The 17537-nt window shown below is 69.4% G+C and carries 21 protein-coding genes; 11 read left to right on the top strand and 10 right to left on the bottom strand.

All coding sequences use genetic code 11. The features are described 5' to 3' along the window. Positions 1-4: 4 nt before the first annotated feature. Positions 5-955: a substrate-binding domain-containing protein gene (locus tag FFK22_RS10260; protein ID WP_138886385.1), complete on the bottom strand. Its 951-nt coding sequence runs from the start codon at positions 953-955 to the stop codon at positions 5-7. A gap of 192 nt (positions 956-1147) precedes the next feature. On the opposite strand from FFK22_RS10260, the gene FFK22_RS10255 reads away from it, so the two are divergent. Further along, the gene (locus FFK22_RS10255; RefSeq protein ID WP_306770094.1) at positions 1148-2608 is read left to right on the top strand and encodes a mannose-1-phosphate guanylyltransferase/mannose-6-phosphate isomerase; all 1461 of its coding nucleotides are present in this window, start codon (positions 1148-1150) and stop codon (positions 2606-2608) included. A gap of 21 nt (positions 2609-2629) precedes the next feature. Here the strand turns inward: FFK22_RS10255 and FFK22_RS10250 are convergent, their stop codons facing one another. Continuing rightward, positions 2630-4090: a capsule assembly Wzi family protein gene (locus tag FFK22_RS10250; protein WP_186002402.1), complete on the bottom strand. Its 1461-nt coding sequence runs from the start codon at positions 4088-4090 to the stop codon at positions 2630-2632. A 277-nt stretch (positions 4091-4367) separates the two neighbouring features. Between FFK22_RS10250 and FFK22_RS10245 the strand changes: the two genes are divergently transcribed. Continuing rightward, positions 4368-4979, top strand: coding sequence for a hypothetical protein (locus FFK22_RS10245; protein ID WP_138886383.1), 612 nt, complete (start codon positions 4368-4370; stop codon positions 4977-4979). 14 nt (positions 4980-4993) lie between these two features. Here the strand turns inward: FFK22_RS10245 and FFK22_RS10240 are convergent, their stop codons facing one another. The 5 genes from FFK22_RS10240 to FFK22_RS10220 form a co-directional block, all read right to left on the bottom strand. Then, positions 4994-5755 (bottom strand): DeoR/GlpR family DNA-binding transcription regulator, encoded by a 762-nt coding sequence (locus FFK22_RS10240; protein WP_138886382.1) that lies wholly within the window; start codon positions 5753-5755, stop codon positions 4994-4996. A 311-nt stretch (positions 5756-6066) separates the two neighbouring features. Continuing rightward, complete coding sequence (locus FFK22_RS10235; RefSeq protein WP_221938509.1) at positions 6067-6732, bottom strand: ABC-type transport auxiliary lipoprotein family protein; 666 nt, start codon at positions 6730-6732, stop codon at positions 6067-6069. A 2-nt stretch (positions 6733-6734) separates the two neighbouring features. After that, positions 6735-7712 carry an MlaD family protein gene (locus FFK22_RS10230; protein WP_186002401.1) on the bottom strand — a complete coding sequence of 326 codons (978 nt, stop codon included), beginning with the start codon at positions 7710-7712 and terminating at the stop codon, positions 6735-6737. Between the two features lies 1 nt (position 7713). Next, positions 7714-8553 (bottom strand): ABC transporter ATP-binding protein, encoded by an 840-nt coding sequence (locus tag FFK22_RS10225; RefSeq protein ID WP_138886380.1) that lies wholly within the window; start codon positions 8551-8553, stop codon positions 7714-7716. 2 nt (positions 8554-8555) lie between these two features. Beyond that, a complete protein-coding gene (locus FFK22_RS10220) occupies positions 8556-9710 on the bottom strand; it encodes an ABC transporter permease (RefSeq protein WP_138886379.1) in 1155 nt (384 codons plus the stop codon). Between the two features lie 102 nt (positions 9711-9812). On the opposite strand from FFK22_RS10220, the gene FFK22_RS10215 reads away from it, so the two are divergent. Beyond that, complete coding sequence (locus FFK22_RS10215) at positions 9813-10328, top strand: adenine phosphoribosyltransferase (RefSeq protein ID WP_138886378.1); 516 nt, start codon at positions 9813-9815, stop codon at positions 10326-10328. Positions 10329-10351: 23 nt separating this feature from the next. On the opposite strand, the gene FFK22_RS10210 is transcribed toward FFK22_RS10215, so the two are convergent. Then, on the bottom strand, positions 10352-10669 hold the full coding sequence (locus FFK22_RS10210) for a hypothetical protein (protein WP_138886377.1): 318 nt from the start codon (positions 10667-10669) through the stop codon (positions 10352-10354). 249 nt (positions 10670-10918) lie between these two features. Between FFK22_RS10210 and FFK22_RS10205 the strand changes: the two genes are divergently transcribed. The 7 genes from FFK22_RS10205 (at position 10919) to FFK22_RS10180 (ending at position 15039) form a co-directional block, all read left to right on the top strand. After that, a complete protein-coding gene (locus FFK22_RS10205; RefSeq protein ID WP_221938508.1) occupies positions 10919-11089 on the top strand; it encodes a hemin uptake protein HemP in 171 nt (56 codons plus the stop codon). A gap of 192 nt (positions 11090-11281) precedes the next feature. Next, positions 11282-11512, top strand: a complete 231-nt coding sequence (locus FFK22_RS44400) for a hypothetical protein (RefSeq protein WP_306770093.1) — start codon at positions 11282-11284, stop codon at positions 11510-11512. Further along, on the top strand, positions 11503-12342 hold the full coding sequence (locus FFK22_RS10200; protein WP_306770092.1) for a hemin-degrading factor: 840 nt from the start codon (positions 11503-11505) through the stop codon (positions 12340-12342). Before FFK22_RS44400 ends, FFK22_RS10200 begins: the two co-directional genes overlap by 10 nt. 196 nt (positions 12343-12538) lie before the next feature. Further along, positions 12539-12973 (top strand): hypothetical protein, encoded by a 435-nt coding sequence (locus FFK22_RS10195; protein ID WP_138886375.1) that lies wholly within the window; start codon positions 12539-12541, stop codon positions 12971-12973. Between the two features lie 10 nt (positions 12974-12983). Continuing rightward, positions 12984-13652, top strand: a complete 669-nt coding sequence (locus tag FFK22_RS10190) for a MotA/TolQ/ExbB proton channel family protein (protein WP_138886374.1) — start codon at positions 12984-12986, stop codon at positions 13650-13652. Further along, positions 13652-14137, top strand: a complete 486-nt coding sequence (locus tag FFK22_RS10185; protein WP_138886373.1) for an ExbD/TolR family protein — start codon at positions 13652-13654, stop codon at positions 14135-14137. The genes FFK22_RS10190 and FFK22_RS10185 overlap by 1 nt, the downstream gene beginning before the upstream one ends. Beyond that, positions 14134-15039, top strand: coding sequence for a TonB family protein (locus FFK22_RS10180; RefSeq protein ID WP_138886372.1), 906 nt, complete (start codon positions 14134-14136; stop codon positions 15037-15039). Before FFK22_RS10185 ends, FFK22_RS10180 begins: the two co-directional genes overlap by 4 nt. A gap of 18 nt (positions 15040-15057) precedes the next feature. Here the strand turns inward: FFK22_RS10180 and mobA are convergent, their stop codons facing one another. Both mobA and FFK22_RS10170 read right to left on the bottom strand, forming a co-directional pair. After that, a complete protein-coding gene (gene mobA / locus FFK22_RS10175; RefSeq protein WP_221938506.1) occupies positions 15058-15663 on the bottom strand; it encodes a molybdenum cofactor guanylyltransferase MobA in 606 nt (201 codons plus the stop codon). Positions 15664-15674: 11 nt separating this feature from the next. After that, positions 15675-16391 (bottom strand): DUF3592 domain-containing protein, encoded by a 717-nt coding sequence (locus tag FFK22_RS10170; protein ID WP_138886371.1) that lies wholly within the window; start codon positions 16389-16391, stop codon positions 15675-15677. A 107-nt stretch (positions 16392-16498) separates the two neighbouring features. Between FFK22_RS10170 and moaA the strand changes: the two genes are divergently transcribed. Beyond that, on the top strand, positions 16499-17536 hold the full coding sequence (moaA, locus tag FFK22_RS10165; RefSeq protein WP_138886370.1) for a GTP 3',8-cyclase MoaA: 1038 nt from the start codon (positions 16499-16501) through the stop codon (positions 17534-17536). Position 17537 lies beyond the last annotated feature (1 nt).

Here is a 17537-nt window from a genome sequence, read left to right as displayed (position 1 = left end):
CCGGCTACTTCACCTCGCCGATGCGCTCGGCCTTGTCGAGATTGGCCTTGGTGATGGCGATCGGGGTCAGCAGGATCAGCGCCGGGTCCGGCTTCTTCTCGGTCTTCAGATAGTCGACCAGCACCTCGACCGCCTTGCGGCTCTGGCCGCCCGGGAACTGCTCGATGGTGCCGGCGAGGCCGCCGTCGCGGATGCTGCCCAGCGCTTCCGGCAGCGCGTCGAAGCCGATGATCTTGATCTTGTCCTGCAGGTTGCGGCCGCGCACCGCCTCGAGCGCGCCGAGCGCCATGTCGTCATTGGCGGCAACGATCACGTCGGGCGGCGTCGACAGGCCGGCCAGGATCGATTCGGTGATGCTCAGCCCCTGGTCGCGGGCGAAGTTGGCGGTCTGCTCCGCCACGAACTTGTACTTGTCCTTGTGGGCGTCGAGGACGTTGTGCACGCCCTTGTTGCGGTCGATCGCCGGGCTGGCGCCCGGCTGGCCCTGCAGGTTCACGATGGTGGCGCCGTTCGGATAGCTCTCCATCAGCCATTTCGCCTGGGCCTCGCCGCCCAGCACGTTGTCGGCGCCGACATGGGCCAGGATGCCGTCCACTCCGGTGACGCGGCGGTCGATGGTGACCACCGGCACGCCGGCCTCCACCGCCTCGGTCAGCACCGGCGCCATGGCGTTGACGTCGATCGGGCTGATGACGATGCCGTCGACCTTCTGCACCAGCGCCGCCTCGACGTCGGCGGTCTGCTTCGGCGCGCTGTTCTGGCCGTCGGATTCGACCGAGGCGACGCCCAGCTTCTGCGCTTCGGCCTTCAGCTCCTTCATCATGTGCACGAAGAACGGGAAGCCCAGGCTGGGCACCGATGTCAGGATGGTCTTCTTGTCCTGCGCCGCCGCCGGCAGGGCGACCGCGATCGCCAGGACCGCGCCCAGCAGGGCGCGCTGCAACGTACCAGTCATGAGCTCTCCTCCACGGCGATTTGGCTGTCGGGGGCGGTGCCGCGCCGCGATCCCCGACTCTTTGTTCAGCAAGAATTGTCAGATGATTGTTCGGCCACTGTCAACGGACCGCTCGGGGCGCGGCGGCGTTGGACAGACCGGGGCGGATGGCGGATAAGCGTTCCGATCGAGGCCGCACGGAACGAGTGGACGATGGCGAAGACAAAGATGGTCGAGCGGTCGGCGGCGACGGCGGAGGCCGGCGCCCAGGCGGTGGTGCCGGTGGTGTTGTCGGGCGGGTCAGGGACGCGGCTGTGGCCGCTGTCGCGGGCCGGCTATCCCAAGCAGTTCCTGCCGCTGGTCTCGGACCGGACAATGATCCAGGAGACGGTGGCCCGCGTCGGCGAGACCGACGGCTTCGCGCCGCCGGTGTTCATCTGCGCCGACGACCACCGTTTCGTCGTCGCCGAGCAGATGCGCCAGATCGGCGTCTTCCCCGACGCCATCATCCTCGAACCCTCGGCCCGCAACACCGCCCCGGCCGTCGCCGTCGCCGCCCGCTTCCTGGCCGACCGCGACCCCGACACGCTGATGCTGGTGCTGCCCGCCGACCACCACATCGCCGACCCCAAGGGCTTCCGCGCCGCCATCGCCACCGCCGCCCCTGCCGCCCGCGCCGGCCACCTGATGACCTTCGGCATGCAGCCGACCGCGCCGGAGACCGGCTACGGCTACATCCTGCCCGGCGACGCCATCCCCGAGGCCCCCGGCGCCCGCACCGTCGCCCGCTTCGTCGAGAAGCCGCCGCGCGAGACCGCCGAGCGCTTCCTGGCCGAAGGCCGCCACCTGTGGAATGCCGGCATCTTTCTGTTCACCGCCGGGCAGTACCTGGCCGAATGCGCCCGCCACGCGCCCCAGGTGCTGGCCGCCGCCGACGCCGCACTCAAGGCCGCCTCGCGCGACCTCACCTTCCTGCGTCTCGACCCCGCCGCCTTCGTCCAGGCGCCCTCGATCTCGATCGACCATGCCGTCATGGAGAAGACCGACCGCGCCGGCATCGTCCCGGCCTCGATCGGCTGGACCGATGTCGGCTCCTGGTCGTCCTTGTGGGAGATTGGCGACCGCGACGCCGACGGCAACCTGACCCAGGGCGATGCCCTCACCCTCTCCTCGCGCAACTGCCTGGTCCGCTCCGACGGCATCCTCACCGCCGTGATCGGCCTCGACGACGCCATCGTCATCGCCACTGACGACGCCGTGCTGGTCGCCGCCAAGGACCAGGTCCAGGACGTCAAGGCCGTCACCGACAAGCTGAAGGCGGCCAAGCGGCCCGAAGCCGTGATCCATCGCGAGATCTACCGGCCCTGGGGCACCGTGAAGTCGCTGCATGCCGGCGACCGCTTCCAGGTCAAGCGCGTGCTGATCCATCCGGGCCAGGCCATCGCCCTGCAGCGCCACTACCACCGCTCCGAGCACTGGGTCGTGCTGTCCGGCACCGCCCGTGTCACCATGGAGGGCCAGTCCCGCATCCTGCGCGAGAACGAGGCCGTCTATCTGCCGATCGGCACCGACCACAAGCTCGAGAACCCCGGCAAGATCGATCTCGAGCTGATCGAGGTCCGCACCGGCCCCTATCTCGGCGAGGATGACGTCGTCCGTCTCGAGGAGACTTGAGGCAAAGCGTGTCGGCGACGATCAGAACCGGATCGTCGTCGACACTCCGAGTGCCGCCATCGGCTTCTGCTCGCCGGGGCTGTTGGCCGAATCGTCCTGCAGCCGCAGATTGATGCCGACCGTGTTGCGCCGCATCGGGATCGAGACGCCGAGATCGACGATGTTGATGTTCTCCTTGGTCTTGGTGACCTCGTTGTGCGTGTTGTTCTTCGGATTCAAGAAGGCGTGCGAGTAGGAGACCTTGTAGGTCCAGTCGTCGCTGTCGACGAAGGTGCCGGTGACCCCGAACAGCTCGGCGTCGCTGTCGAGGCTGTCGCCGATCGCGCGGTCGTAGAAGCGGTAGCCGTCCGGATAGGCGCCGCTCTCGTAGAAGTAGCCGTAGATCTTCTTGTTCAGGAAGTCCGCGGTCGAATTCGAGTATTCGACGTTGAGCTTCCACATCGCCCCGTCGTCGCCCCAGCCGTTCCACAGGGAGGCGCCGAGCACGCCAGCATTGCGCGACGGCAGCGGCAGGCCGATGTCGGAATACGCCGCGTCCTCGCCGGTCAGCTCGCCATAGATCTCGAAGGGCTGGCCGAAGATCTGGTTGCTGTAGCGGGCGTCGAAGCCGGCGATCTGGTTGGCCGGGTCCAGCGCCTGCTGCGAGGGATCGACGTTGGTGTTGCCGAAGAAGCCGTCGAAGAAGGTGCTGAGGCCGCAGGGCCGGCCGCTGCCGCAGAACATCATGATGCGCGAGCCGCCGAGCTCCAGCCCCGGGATCGGGCTGATCGAGAGCCGCAACCCGAACATCAGGGGATTGGATACCTGTCGGCTGTCCGGCAGGACGCCGAGGAAACCGGTGAACTGCCAGGGGCCGATCCAGCTCAGCCAGGGCGTCTCGAAGGCATGCGGGTTGGATCGCATGAAGCCGACCTTCGGGAACGGCCGGGCATTGGTCGAGAGGATCAGGCTGGTGGTCTCGCCCGGTCCCCACCATTCGTCGAGCCAGCCGGCATAGAGGATCCAGTTGTCGACCCGCTGGGCGATGTAGGTGCCGTCCAGCGATGCCTGGAAGTTGTCCTCGCCGGCGTAATACCAGGGGGCGTCACCCTTGGCGAAGCGGGAATAGGCGCCGAGCGACAGCCGCAGCGCGGTCGAATCGCCCATATATTCAAAGGATGTGGAAATCTCGCCGCGCTGCCGCGCCGTGTAGTCGAAGCCGCGGATCAGGGCCGGTTGGTTGGTCAGGTCGGCCTGCAACTCCGCATGCAACTGCCCCTGCCGGGTCTCGGCCGCGGCCCGGGCGCGGACGCGGTCGAGCGCCGCCTGGGCGTAGGGCGGCAGCGAATCGCGATCGGCCTTGGCCAGGCGATAAGTGATCTGCGCCCAGGGAAGCGGCCAGGCGCTGAGAACGCCGTCGATCAGGCGGAAGTTTTCCAGTATGTGGATGTCGTTGCGCAGGGTAGAGTCGCCCGGCTCTGCCCACGGGCTGGCCGTGGCCATTCCCGTCGTCACCGCCACGGCGCTGGCCGAAATCACGGCAGCGGCAACGGCTATGGCAATCTTCCTCGCAACGGCCATTATTCCCCCCGGACGGCCCCGAATACCTCGCCCTAATACACAAGAACACCCCGTAAGCCCAGTCGCCGCGTGGCTTAATAGATGCTTCTCCGCCACGGTCCCCTCGAGTGAGCGACAAATTTGTCACAACGGTAACCAGGGCCCTTGGCGGCTGCGATACGCTGCGCCATCTCTTTGAGATCGATTCTCAGGAGGCGTCATGCGCGCCCTTGTCTTCGTCCTGACTGCCCTCATCCTCGGCGCCTGCGCCCAGACGCAGGTGGCCAGCTTCGTCGACCCCGCCTATCGCGGCGGGGCGGCGATCCGCTCGATGGTCGTGGTCGCAGAGACGCCGCGGCTCGGGGAACGCGAAGCGCTGGAGAGCGCGGCCGTCGCCGAGCTCGCCGCCCGCGGCGTGCGGGCCCAGCGGATGATCGACCTGGCGCCGCCGACCCGGCCCGGCGGCCCGGCCGCCGAGGCCGCCGCGATCCGGGCCGCCGGCGTGCGCGCCGTGCTGCGCATCGCCGTCGACCAGCGCGCCACCGTCGCCCGCTACATCCCGCCGACCTATGTCGGAGACCCGTTCTTTCCCTATTACGGCTACGGATACGGCTACTATCCCGGCCCCTTCGCCGGGCTGACGACGGACGGCCGTTGGGTCGAGGAGCCGACGGCCCGCTATGAAGCCACGCTACAGGAGGCGGGCGGCGGTACCGCCATCTGGAAGGGCGAGGCCGTCGCGCGCGGCGGCTCGAACAGCAATTTCGCCGATCTCGCCGCCCGCGCGGCCAGGGACCTGGTCTCGCGGCTGCAGCAGGACAAGGTGATCTGAACCCCGAATCGGCGCTAGTCGGCGACGTGGACGCGGCAGGTGGTGGCGGCGATCGCCTCGCCGAAGGGCGCCGGCGGGGTCCGGTCGGTGAACAGGGCGTGGACCTCGCCGATCGAGGCCAGCCGCACCATGGCGTTGCGGCCGAACTTGGTGTGGTCGGCCACCAGGAACACCTGGCGCGAATTGTCGATGATCGCCCGCGCCACCCGCACCTCGCGGTAGTCGTAGTCGAGCAGCGTCCCGTCCCCGTCGATGCCGCTGATGCCGATGATGCCGACATCGACCTTGAACTGGCGGACGAAATCGAGCGTCGCCTCGCCGACGATGCCGCCGTCCCGGGCCCGGACCACGCCGCCGGCGACGATCACCTCGCAGCTCGCATTCGAATACAGGATGTTCGCAACGTTGATGTTGTTGGTGATCACCCGCAGCCCGCGATGGCCCAGCAGCGCCCGCGCCACCTCCTCCGTCGTCGTGCCGATGTTGAGGAACAGCGAGGCATTGTCCGGCACCTGCCGCGCGGCCAGCCGGGCGATCCGGCGCTTTTCCTCCAGGCACAGCACCTGGCGCGTGGAATAGGCGAAGTTTTCGACGCTGCCGGGCGCCGTGACGCCGCCATGGAAGCGCCGCAGCAGGGCCCGATCCTGCAGCAGCGAGATGTCGCGGCGGATGGTCTGCGGCGTCACCTGGAACCGGTCGGCCAGGGTCTCGACCGTGACATAGCCCTCCTGGCGGACCAGATCGACGATCTGGCTCTGTCGCGCCGTGGCGTTCATGGCCGCTCTTCTTCCCCTGGCTGGACGAAAAAGAATGCTAATGGGGAAGCGGAAACGATGCCAATATTTTCATTTGCGAACATCAGCCCGGCGCCATACCGCGGCGAGCGCCTTGCGATCGCGCCACGTCGTGCTATGAAGGGCGGCAAGACACACGGGGATGGATCGGATCATGGGTGCAGAGTGGGTCATCATCATCGGCGTCATCGCCTTCTTCTTCTGGCAGACCGTCACCCGCTGACGACGCGACCGATCCGCTGACGCCCGCGCCGGGCCCCGAGAGGACCGGCGCGCTCCCCCCTTCCCTTCTGCTATCGCCGCGGCCGGCCCGCGGCGCGGTCGTCGCGCTCGCCGGTGCGCAGCGTCCACTCGACCACTTCCTTCATCACGCTGCCGAGAGCGTCGTCCCAGGCCCGGATCACATCCGTGAAATCCGGTCCCTGCACCTCGACCACCCGCTCGAAGCTTTCGCCGCCGATGATCGTCCGCTGCGGGAAGCGCACCAGCTTGGCGCCGATCCGCACCCGCACCCGGTAAGGCTGGCCCGACCAGCGTTCGGCCCGGAACTCGCGGATCTCGGGCTGCAGCACGTAGTTGGCGCGCAGGCCGGAGATCTGCCGGCCGACCGAGACGATCTTGCCGGTGTTCTCGAAGCTCTCGACCAGCAGGCCGACGACCATCGCCGGGCCGCGGTCGACCCAGGCCACCTTGGCGAAATAGTCGAGCGCGGTCGGGGTCTCGCTGATCGCGATCCGGTCGGAATCGATGCCGGCATTGGCGGTGGGCATGTCGACCAGGAGCTGCCAGGTGACCTTCGGCAGGCCCGGGTCGAAGGTGCTCTTCGGGGTCAGCTCGTAGACCTGCGGCGCCGGCGGGGCCAGCGCGCTGATCCCGCCGCAGCCGGCCAGGCCGACCGCGGCCGAGGAGACAGCGGCCTGCCGCAGGAAGAGGCGCCGGGACAGGGGGGAGAAACTCATCTTCACCTCGAGGAACCTTTCGGCGGCACGCCGCCGGACGAGCCGCCGAACAGGAACTGCGCCGGGCTGCGGTCGAGCCGGGACAGGGTGCGGTTCAGGTTGTCGGTCAGTTGGCGGAGCTGGGTGATCAGCTGGGTGATCTCGTAAAGCCCGTCTGTCGAGAAGCTCTCCACCCCCGGGCCGGATTGCTTCAGCAGCCGGGCCACGTCGTCGGCGCTCTGGCGAAGCGAGGCGATCATCGCCCGGGCATCGGCCACCGCGGCATTGACCTGGGTGTCGGTGGTCGACAGGAAGCCGGTCGCGCCGGTGGTGAGCTTGTTCAGGTCGGTCCGCGCCTCGGTGACGAGCCCGTCGACATTCTGGGTCAGCGTGTCGATCCGGTCGATTGTGCTCGCCAGCTGGGTCGAACGCTGCGCCAGCGTCGCGGTCAGGGTATTCACATTGGCCAGGACCGAGGAGATGTTGCGAACGTTGTCCTCGGAGAAGATCCGCTGGACCTCGCGCGAGATGTCCGACAGCCGGTCGAGCAGCTGCGGCACCGTGTCGACGATCGCCTGCAGCCCGGACTGGCGCGACGGGATCACCGCATAGTCCTTGCCCTCCTCCTTCTCCAAAGGCGGCGCGCCCTGGACCCCGCCGCTGAGCAGGACGAAGGCGCCGCCGGTCAGGCCCTGGATTTCGAGCGACGCCACCGAGCCCTTGACGATCGGGGTCTTCGGCCGGACCGCGATCCGGACCTGCACCCGCTCGACATTGGACGGGTCGATCTCGACGTCCTCGACGGTGCCGACCGGAATGCCGCGATAGCGCACCTGGCTGCCTTCCTGCAGCCCGGTGACGTTGCCGGAGAAGTAGATCAGGTAGCGCTCGGCGTTCTCGCGCAGCCCCGATCCGCCGAGCCAGACGGCGAACACCACCAGCCCGACCATCAGAATCAGGACGAAGCTGCCGACGGCGACATAGCTTGCACGCGTCTCCATCTCAGCTCTCCGCCCCCGCCTGTGCCCGCTCTGCCGCGGCATGCTCGGCCGCTGCCGCCGCGCGGCCGCGCGGCCCGTGGAAGTATTCCTGAATCCAGGGGTGGTCGACCTTCAGCAGGTTTTCGTAGGTGTCGACCACGATCTTCTTGTCGATCAGCACGGCGATGCGGTCGCAGATCGTGACCAGGCTGTCGAGGTCGTGGGTAACCATGAACACCGTGAGCTTGAGGCTGCGCTGCAGCTCGGCGATGAGCTGGTCGAAGGCGGCGGCGCCGATCGGGTCCAGGCCTGCGGTCGGCTCGTCGAGAAAGATGATCTCCGGGTCCAGCGCCAGCGCCCGCGCCAGCGCCGCGCGCTTGCGCATGCCGCCGGACAGTTCGGAGGGATGCTTGATGCCGGCGCTGCAGGCCAGGCCGGCCATGGCGATCTTCACCCGCGCCAGCTCGTCCATCATGTGGTGCGACAGCCGGGTGTATTCCTTCATCGGCACCTGGATGTTCTCGGCCACGGTCATCGAGCTGAACAGGGCGCCGTCCTGGAACATGACCCCCCAACGCCGCTGCACCGCCCTGCGTTCCGCTTCGTCGGCCTGGTCCATGTCGATGCCGAGCACCTCGACCGTCCCGGCAGCGGGCCGGATCAGGCCGATGATCTCCTTCAGCAGCACCGATTTGCCGGTGCCGGAGCCGCCGACGACCCCCAGCACCTCGCCACGCCGGACGTCGAGGTCCAGCCCCTCATGGATCACCTGGGCGCCGAACTGGGTCTTGAGGCCGCGCACCCGGATCGCGACGCCGTCATCCGGCGCCTCGGGCGGCGGTGCCTGGGGGTCCTTATGCATGATCAGACCCCCAGGGTGGCGAACAGGATGGAGAACAGGGCATCGAGCACGATCACCAGGAAGATCGAGACCACGACGGATTGGGTGGTCAGCCGGCCGACGCTCTCGGCGCTGCCGGAGACCTTCAGCCCCTCATAGCAGCCGACCATGGCGATGGCGAAGGCGAAGACCGGGGCCTTGATCATGCCGACCCAGAAGGTGCCGACGCTGATCGCCGCCTTGAACTGCTGCAGGAACTGCGGCCCGCTGATGTCCAACACGAAATACGACATCAGCGCGCCGCCGAAGATCGCCATCATGCTGGCATAGAAGGTCAGCAGCGGCAGGGTGATGGCCAGGGCGAAGACCCGCGGGATCACCAGCACCTCGATCGGGTCGAGGCCCAGCGTCTCCATCGCGTCGACCTCCTGGTTGACCTGCATGGTGCCGATCTGCGCGGTGAAGGCCGAGCCGGACCGTCCGGCGACGATGATCGCGGTGATCAGGCCGCCGAGCTCGCGCAGCACCGACACGCCGAGCAGGTTGACCACGAAGATCTGGGCGCCAAAACGGCTCAACTGGTCCGCCCCCTGATAGGCGAGCACGACGCCGATCAGGAAGGACAGCAGGCCGACGATCGGCATGGCGTTGAGGCCGGTGGCCTCGATGTTGTGCGCCAGCGCGGTGATCCGGATCCGGCTTGGCCGCAGCAGCGTGGCGATGCTCTTGACCACCAGCATGCCGAGGAAGCTCAGCAGCTCCAGCGCCTCGTCGCGGAAACCGTAGGTCGCCTTGCCGGTGCGCAGCGCCAGCTCGTACAGGATGTTGCGGTGAGGGCGCTTGATCGGCTCGTCGCGCTCGACCCGCGACACGGCCTCGAGCAGGCCCTTCTGGTCGTCCGACACGCCCTCGACCCGGACCGTGGCGCCGGCCGCGGCGAGATCCTCCTGGGTGCGGTGCACCAGCCAGGCGCCGACCGTGTCCAGCCGGGTGACGCCGGACAGGTCCAGCACCACCTCGCCCTTCACCGACGACTGCACCAGCTCGGACAACTCGCGGTCCAGGGGCGCCGCGGCCCGCGTCACCCAGGGCCCTTCCAGGCGCAGCCGGGTGACGCCGCGCTCGACGCGGCTGTCGATCCGGGCCTCGGCGTCCGTGGCCGCCGCCGCTGTCGTCACCGCGCAGCCTCACGGCCGACCGGCTTCCGCACCTGCGAATTGCCTTTCGGGCAGCAGGCACTACGATGCAGGGTCGCTCCGGCCCGCAACCAAGGACGTCTCATGGATCTCAAGTCGCACATACGCGGTATCCCGGATTTTCCCAAGCCAGGCATCCTGTTCTACGACATCTCGCCGCTTCTGGCCCATCCGCAAGCGTGGCGGCACGCCGTCGACAGCCTGGCCACCCAGGTCCGCGAGTGGCAGCCCGACATCCTGGTCGGCATCGAATCTCGCGGGTTTCTGGCGGCGGCACCACTATCCTATGTACTAGGCTGCGGCTTCGTGATGTGCCGCAAGCGCGGCAAGCTGCCGGGCGAGACGATCGGCCATCTCTACCAGCTCGAATACGGGTCGGACGCGATCGAGATCCAGGCCGACGCGATCAAGCCGGGCATGAAGGTGGCGGTGCTGGACGACCTGCTGGCGACCGGCGGCACCATGGCGGCGGCGATCCAACTGCTGCGCCGCGTCGGTGCCGATGTCCGCGGCGCGGCCTGCCTGATCGAGCTGTCCTTCCTCGGCGGCCGCGAGAAGATCGACGCGCCGGTCGTCTCGCTGCTGAAATACGACAGCTGAGGCCACCGGACCGGGCGGGCGGCTCAGCGGGCCTCCTGTTGCACGGTCCCGCCTTCGTTCAGATCGTGCCAGGCGGTACCGATCAGCGCCGCCGCGCTCACCGCCAGCAGCGCCACTGCCGCCAGCATGACCAGGCTGCGCAGGCTGGGCACGCTCGGCCGGTATTCCGGCTCGTCGAACAGGCTGTGGTTGAGCTTGCGCAGGAAGTCGGTATCGCTGCGCGGGGCCGCGGAACGGTCGAGGAAGCGCTCGACCACCCGGTCCTCGCAGACGGCAAGCCCGGCTGAAGGCTGGACCGGCCGCTGCGCCGGCCTGCGCTCGATCTGCTGCACTTCGATCATCGCCCAGCCCCGGTGTCCATCCAAGCCCTCACCCGCGTCCACTGATACCGGCATTATATTGCGCGCCGAGGCGGTCGGCACCAAGCATCGCGTTTCGCAAGGTTTCCGCACCCGATTCCACATTGAAGCGACGCGTTTTCGATAAATGCAAATAGGAATGACACGCATTTTCTTGACCGCAGTAGATGGATATGAGAATGACTCTCAACATCGTCTTGTCCGATCAATCTCACCATGGATGGGGACACCATGCTGGATCAACCCACAGCGCATGCCGTCGAGCCGCCGCAGCGGCCCGCCCCGGCCAGCCTTGACACGCGCGACCTGTTCGGCGCCCGCCGCGAGCTGACGATCCAGCACGGCGACGACGTCTACCGCCTGCGGATCACCCGCAACAGCAAGCTCATCCTGACCAAGTAGCCCGTCCCGTTTCGCGCGCCCAGCAAGCCGGGCATCGCCCGCCGCCAGGTCTGCGTGAGGACCCGTCGCCCGAACAGGTTCTCGTCATGCTTCCGCAGCCCCCGGCGGCCCATGGTTTGGCCGCGTTTTCGCATGTCCTGTCGCACCCCGCCGGCCGCCGGCGCCCCTCGTCCCCGGTGATCGGAGAGCATGATGCAGAGCCTCGAACCTGATCTCCCGGCCCCGCCGACCGCCCTCGCCGCGCGCTGGGCGGCGCTGCGCGCCGAGCAGCCGCAGCTGTGCGCCCGCGACGCCGCGGCGGCGCTGGGCGTCAGCGAGGGCGAGCTGGTCGCCTTCCAGATCGGCGCCGGAACGGCCCGCATCGGGGGGATTGGAGCACGATCCTGCAGTCGGTCGAGGCGCTCGGCCCGGTCATGGCGCTGACCCGCAACGAGAGCGTGGTGCACGAGAAGACCGGCACGTATCTGAACGTCTCGGTCGGCAGCCATGTCGGGCTGGCGCTCGGCCCCGACATCGACCTGCGGCTGTTCTACACCCGCTGGGCGCATGGCTTCGCCGTCGGCGGCGCCAATCATCCGAAGCCGAGCCTGCAGTTCTTCGATGCCGCCGGCACCGCCATCCACAAGATCTTCCTGACCGAGGGCGGCGACCGCGCCGCGTTCATCGCCCTGGTCGACCGCTTCCGCCATGCCGACCAGGCGCCGCTGCTGGTGGCGCAGAAGATCGTCCGCCCGGCCGTCCTGGATGACGGCGAGATCGACGTCGCCGGCTTCCGCGCCGGCTGGGACGCGATGGAGGACACGCACCAGTTCTTCGGCCTGCTCAAATTGCACCGCCTCGACCGGCTGCAGGCGATACGCCTGGCCGGGCCGCAGCGGGCCGAGCCGGTCGGCCGCAATGCGCTGCGCCGGGTGCTGACCGACGCTGCCGAGACCGGCGCCGCGATCATGGTCTTCGTCGGCAACCCCGGATGCCTGCAGATCCACACCGGCCCGGTGCACCGGCTGCTCGATATGGGGCCCTGGCTGAACGTGCTGGACCCCGGCTTCAACCTGCATCTGCGCGAGGACCGCATCGACAGCGCCTGGGTGGTGCGCAAGCCGACCAACGACGGCGTCGTCACCTCGCTGGAGCTGTTCGATATCGACGGCACGCTGATGGCGATGCTGTTCGGCGCCCGCAAGCCGGGCCAGCCGGAGCGCACCGACTGGCACGAGCTGGTGGCTCGAGTCAGCGCCCTGGACGCGGCCTGATGCGCCCGCTCCTGGCCCTCGCCGCCGCGGCGCTGGTCGCGACCGCCCTGCCCGCCCGGGCGGATCGAAGCGGGTCGTCGTCGCCAGCGGCGAGGTGCTCACGCCACGACCGTGGAGGCCGTGCTCGGCTGCCCGGTCGAGGTCATTCCCCATCCGCAATCCGACAGGCCTTTCCTTGTGCCGCTCTGAGGACATCATGACCAGCCGACGCCAATCAGTGTCCGCGCTCTCCGCCCTGCTCCTGGCCCTCTCCGCGGCGCCGGCCCTGGCCGCCGCGGCGGCGCCGAACGGCGTCAGCCTGGAGCTCAACACGCTCGAGCCGCGCGGCCAGAACTGCGCCGTGAACATGGTGTTCGGCACCGGCGACGATGCCTATCAGTCGTTCAAGCTGGACCTCGTCTTCTTCGGCACCGACGGCGCCATCCGCAAGCGCCTGGCGGTCGAAGCGGCGCCGCTGCGCTCCCGCAAGACCAGCGTCAAGGCCTTCGAGGTCTCGGGCCTGGCCTGCGACGCGATCGGCTCGGTCCTGGTCAACGACGTGCTCGACTGCCGCACCGAGGCCGGCGCCGTGGCCGACTGCATCGACCGGGTCGAGACCAAGTCGCGCCTGCCCGTCGCCCTGATGCGCTGAGGAGGGCCCCATGTCGCACGATCTCTCGATCATCGCCCTGGTGCAGCAGGCGGACGTCATCGTCCAGAGCGTGCTGGCGCTGCTGGTGCTGGCCTCCATCGGCTGCTGGGGCATCGTCCTCGACAAGCTGTTCACCATCGGCCGGCTGCGCCGCGCCGCCGCCGCGCTGCGCCGCCGGGTCGACACCGAGCACGAGGTCGACGTGATCCCGGCCGACCCGGCCAAGCCGATCGTCGAGGCTGGCCTGGCCCAATGGCGGGCGGTCGACCCAGAGGAGAGCCGGGCCGAGTGCCGCGACCGGATCGAGCGCGCCATGCGCCGCGCCGCCGGCGAGGTGGTGCGCCGGCGCGAGCTGGGCCTGCCCTTCCTGGCCACCATCGGCTCGGCCGCGCCCTTCGTCGGGCTGTTCGGCACGGTCTGGGGCATCATGAACAGCTTCACCTCGATTGCCAGCTCGCAGGACACCAGCCTGGCGGTGGTGGCCCCCGGCATCGCCGAGGCGCTGTTCGCGACCGCGATCGGCCTGGTCGCCGCGATCCCGGCGGTGATGGCCTACAACAAGTTCTCGACCGATCTGCGCCGCATCAACCAGACCTTCATCACCGCGATCGGCCAGATGGCCGAGCACCTGTCCGGCACGCGGCGCACCGCCGCCGCCCGGCGTGAGGCCGCCGAGTAATGGCCGGCGCCCTGCTCGATTCCGGCGACGGCGGCGACGACTACGCGCCGCTGGCCGAGATCAACGTCACGCCGCTGGTCGACGTCATGCTGGTGCTGCTGATCATCTTCATGGTCGCGGCGCCCTTGATGATGGTCGGCGTACCGGTCGACCTGCCGAAGACCAGCGCCGCCAAGATCGGCCAGCCGCAGAAGCCGGTGATCCTGACCGTGGACAAGGACGGCACCTGGTCGATCGAGACCGGACAGGTGCTGACGCCGGAGACGGCGCCCGCGGCGCTGCAGGCGGCGTACCAGGCCCATCCGGAGGCGGTGGTCTATGTCCGCGGCGACCGCGACGTGCCCTACGGCAAGGTGATGGAGGCGATGGGCGTGGTCGGCCAGGCCGGCTTCGCCAAGGTGTCACTGATCGCCCAGGGGTCGCCGACCCAGCCGGCGTCGCCCGCCGGCGCACCCGGTGCCGGCGCCGCGCCGACCGCGCCATGACCCGCCTGCGCCTGTCGGGACGCGGCATCGCCTATGCCGCGTCCGCGCTGATTCACGGCGGCGTGGTCTGGGCGCTGCTGCCCAGCCTGACCGGATCGGCGGCGCCGACGCCGGCCGAGACCCCGATGGCGATCGAGATGGCCGGCTTCGGCACCCCGGCAGAGTCGGTGGACACGGCGGAACCGGTCGAGACCGCGCAGATCGAGCCGACCGAGGCGATGCCCGTCGAGACCGCGCAGACCCAGCCGGTCCAGGACCAGCCGGTGCAGGACCAGCCGGTCGAGACCGTTGTCGAGGAGCCGCCCCCGCCGGCCGAGACGACGGTGACCGAGACCACCGAGATCCAGCCGCCGGAGCCGGCGCCGGAAACCCCGCCGCCGGAGCTGGTGACCACGACCGGTCAGACCGAGGCCGTGGTCGCTGCCGTGCCCGAGACCGTCCAGGCGGAGGAGCCGGAGATCGTGCAGCCGCCACCGACCAAGCCGAAACCGCCCGCCGAGCGGCGGCCGCAGCGCCAGCAGCCGCCCCGGACCGAACGGCCGGTGGAGGCTGCTCCTGCGGCGACGCAGCAGGCGGCGCTCCCACCCAGGCTCGTCGTCCAGCCCCCGGCATCCTCGGCGGCCAGTTCGGCACGGGCCGCCGACTACCAGAGCAAGCTGAGCGGCTACATCCAGCGGCGCCTGAACCGGGCCGGCATCAATGTGCGGCAGGACACCACCATCACGGTGCGTTTCACGCTGCATCCGGACGGCAGCATCGAGAACCCGCTGGTCATCGGGTCATCGCAGAGCGAAAGCATCGACGACACTGTGTTGCGGGTTCTCAGCCGCTTGTCCGCGCCCGAACCCCCCGAGGGCTTTCCGACGCAGATCACTGCGCCCTTCGTGATTCAACGACGTTAGCGGCACCCCCTGCAGCCGTCATGCCAGCTCGGGGTGCCGGGCCAGCAGCCGCTCCGCCTCCGCCAGATCCTCGGGGGTGTTGCCGTTGAGGAAGGGATCGACGGGGTCGCAGACGAACTCGACCACCGCGGTCGGGTGGCGCCCGATCCAGCGCTCGACCTTGCGAATTTCCTCCTCGACCAGCGCCCGACGGAGGTCGCCGCGCAGCGCCACCGGCCACAGCGCCACAACAGGATGGGTTCGGCCGCCCGAAGCGGCGACGGTGATCTCCGCCCTCTCGCCGCGGCGCGCCGCCGCCAGCCGCGCCACCAGGTCGCGCGGGATGAACGGCGCGTCGCAGGGGAAGCTCGCCACCAGCTCGACCTCCGGCCGCGTGGCAGCCGCCCAGTCCAGCGCCGCCAGAATGCCGGCCAGCGGCCCCGGTGCGCCGGGCACGTCGTCGGGCACAACCGGCAGGGTCCAGCGGGCGAATCGGGACGGGTCGCCATTGGCGTTGAGGCACAGCGCCGACACCTGCGGCGCCGCCCGGGCGATCACCCGGTCGAGCAGCGGGACGCCGCCGAGCGGCCGCAGCGCCTTGTCGCCGCCGCCCATGCGCCGGGCCAGGCCGCCGGCCAGGATCACGCCGCAAGGACTCACGCCGCGGCGACCAGATAGACAACCAGCGCCAGCACCACGACGGCGAAGGCCAGGATCGGGAGCACGCCGCTCGGCCGCTCGACGATGCGGGTCACGGCCGGCTCACCGACCCGTTGCACCGTGACCGGGCTGTCGCGCATGCGCTGGATCACTGCGCCGGAGCCGGCCGGGCGCGCGACGCGGAACGACGCGGCTGTTTGCTGCTGCGGCGGTTGCTGCGGCGAAGGCTTGGCCTCCGTCCGCCGCGCCGCGACCTGACGCATCACTGTCTCGATCGCCGCCGCGGCAGTGCCGGCCGGCACCGGCCGGCGCATGCGGGAGCGCATCATCACCAGCCCGACCAGCGCCAGCACCGCGCCCAGGCCGCCGGCGATGATCTGATCGCCCCAGAGCGCCATGGGGTGGTCCAGCACGGCCCGGTCCCGCTGGTCCGGGTCGATCAGCACGGCCACCCGCTGGCCCGGCTGCGGCACCGTCGCCAGGCCGGTGTCGACCGCGGCGTAGACGGCGCGCAGCGTGCCCAGGCGCACCACGGTCTCGGCCGCGGCCAGCGCCGGCGTCGAGCGGTCCCCGGCCCCGGGCGGCAGCACCAGCCCCTGGATCTCCACCGCGCCCTGGCGCCACTGCTCGCGGTCCCAGGCGCCCTTGCCGGCGCCGACCGCCAGGAAAACGCCGAACAGGAGCAGCAGCACGCCCACCAATCTGCGGATCATCGGTCCCCGCTGTATCTCATCTCGTGGAAAAGCATACGCGTTCGTCGAAGGCCGGCCTATCGCGTTCGCCGGGGAGGCGTCCTATATTGTCGTATATGACGCTCCAGATGCCGACGCCCAGGATCGACCCGTCGCCCGCCTCCAGCGCCCCGCTGGTGGACCCGTTCGGTCGCGCCATCCGCTATCTCCGCGTGTCGGTGACCGACCGCTGCGATTTCCGCTGCGTCTACTGCATGGCGGAGGAGATGACCTTCCTGCCGAAGGCGGAGCTGCTGACGCTGGAGGAGCTGGACCGGCTGTGCAGCGCCTTCATCCGCTTCGGCGTCGGCAAGCTGCGCCTGACCGGCGGCGAGCCCCTGGTCCGGCGCGACGTGATGACGCTAATCCGCAGCCTGTCGCGGCATCTCGGCACCGGCGCGCTGGAGGAGCTGACGCTGACCACCAACGGCAGCCAGCTGGCCCGCCATGCCGAGGACCTGGCCGCCTGCGGCATCCGCCGGATCAATGTCAGCCTGGACACGCTCGACCCCGCCAAGTTCCTCGCCATCACCCGCTGGGGCAAGTTCGACAAGGTGATGGACGGCATCGCCGCGGCCAAGGCCGCCGGCATCAAGATCAAGATCAACGCCGTGGCCCTGAAGGGCGTCAATGACGACGAGTTCGATGCGCTGATCCGCTGGTGCGGCGAGAACGGCCACGATCTGACGCTGATCGAGGTGATGCCGATGGGCGACATCGGCGGCGAGGACCGGCTGGACCAATATCTGCCGCTGTCGCAGGTGCGGGCCGACCTCGCCCGGCGCTGGACGCTGACCGAGACCGACTATCGCACCGGCGGGCCGGCGCGCTATGTCCGGGTGGAGGAGACGGGCGGGCGGCTCGGCTTCATCACCCCGCTCACCCACAATTTCTGCGAGAGCTGCAACCGGGTCCGGCTGACCTGCACCGGCACCCTCTATATGTGCCTCGGCCAGGACGACGCCGCCGATCTGCGGGCGCCGCTGCGCACCGATCCGACCGATGCGGCGCTGGACGCCGCGATTCGCGAGGCCATCCTGCGCAAGCCGAAAGGACACGACTTCTTCATCGACCGCCGCCACACGCAGCCCGCCGTGGCACGGCACATGAGCGTGACCGGCGGCTAGC

It is taken from the genome of Mycobacterium sp. KBS0706 (genome assembly GCF_005938675.2).
Taxonomy (GTDB): Bacteria; Pseudomonadota; Alphaproteobacteria; order DSM-16000; family Inquilinaceae; genus Inquilinus.
The sequence above is the reverse complement of the archived record's forward strand: the minus strand, read 5'-3'. Positions and strand labels throughout refer to the sequence as shown.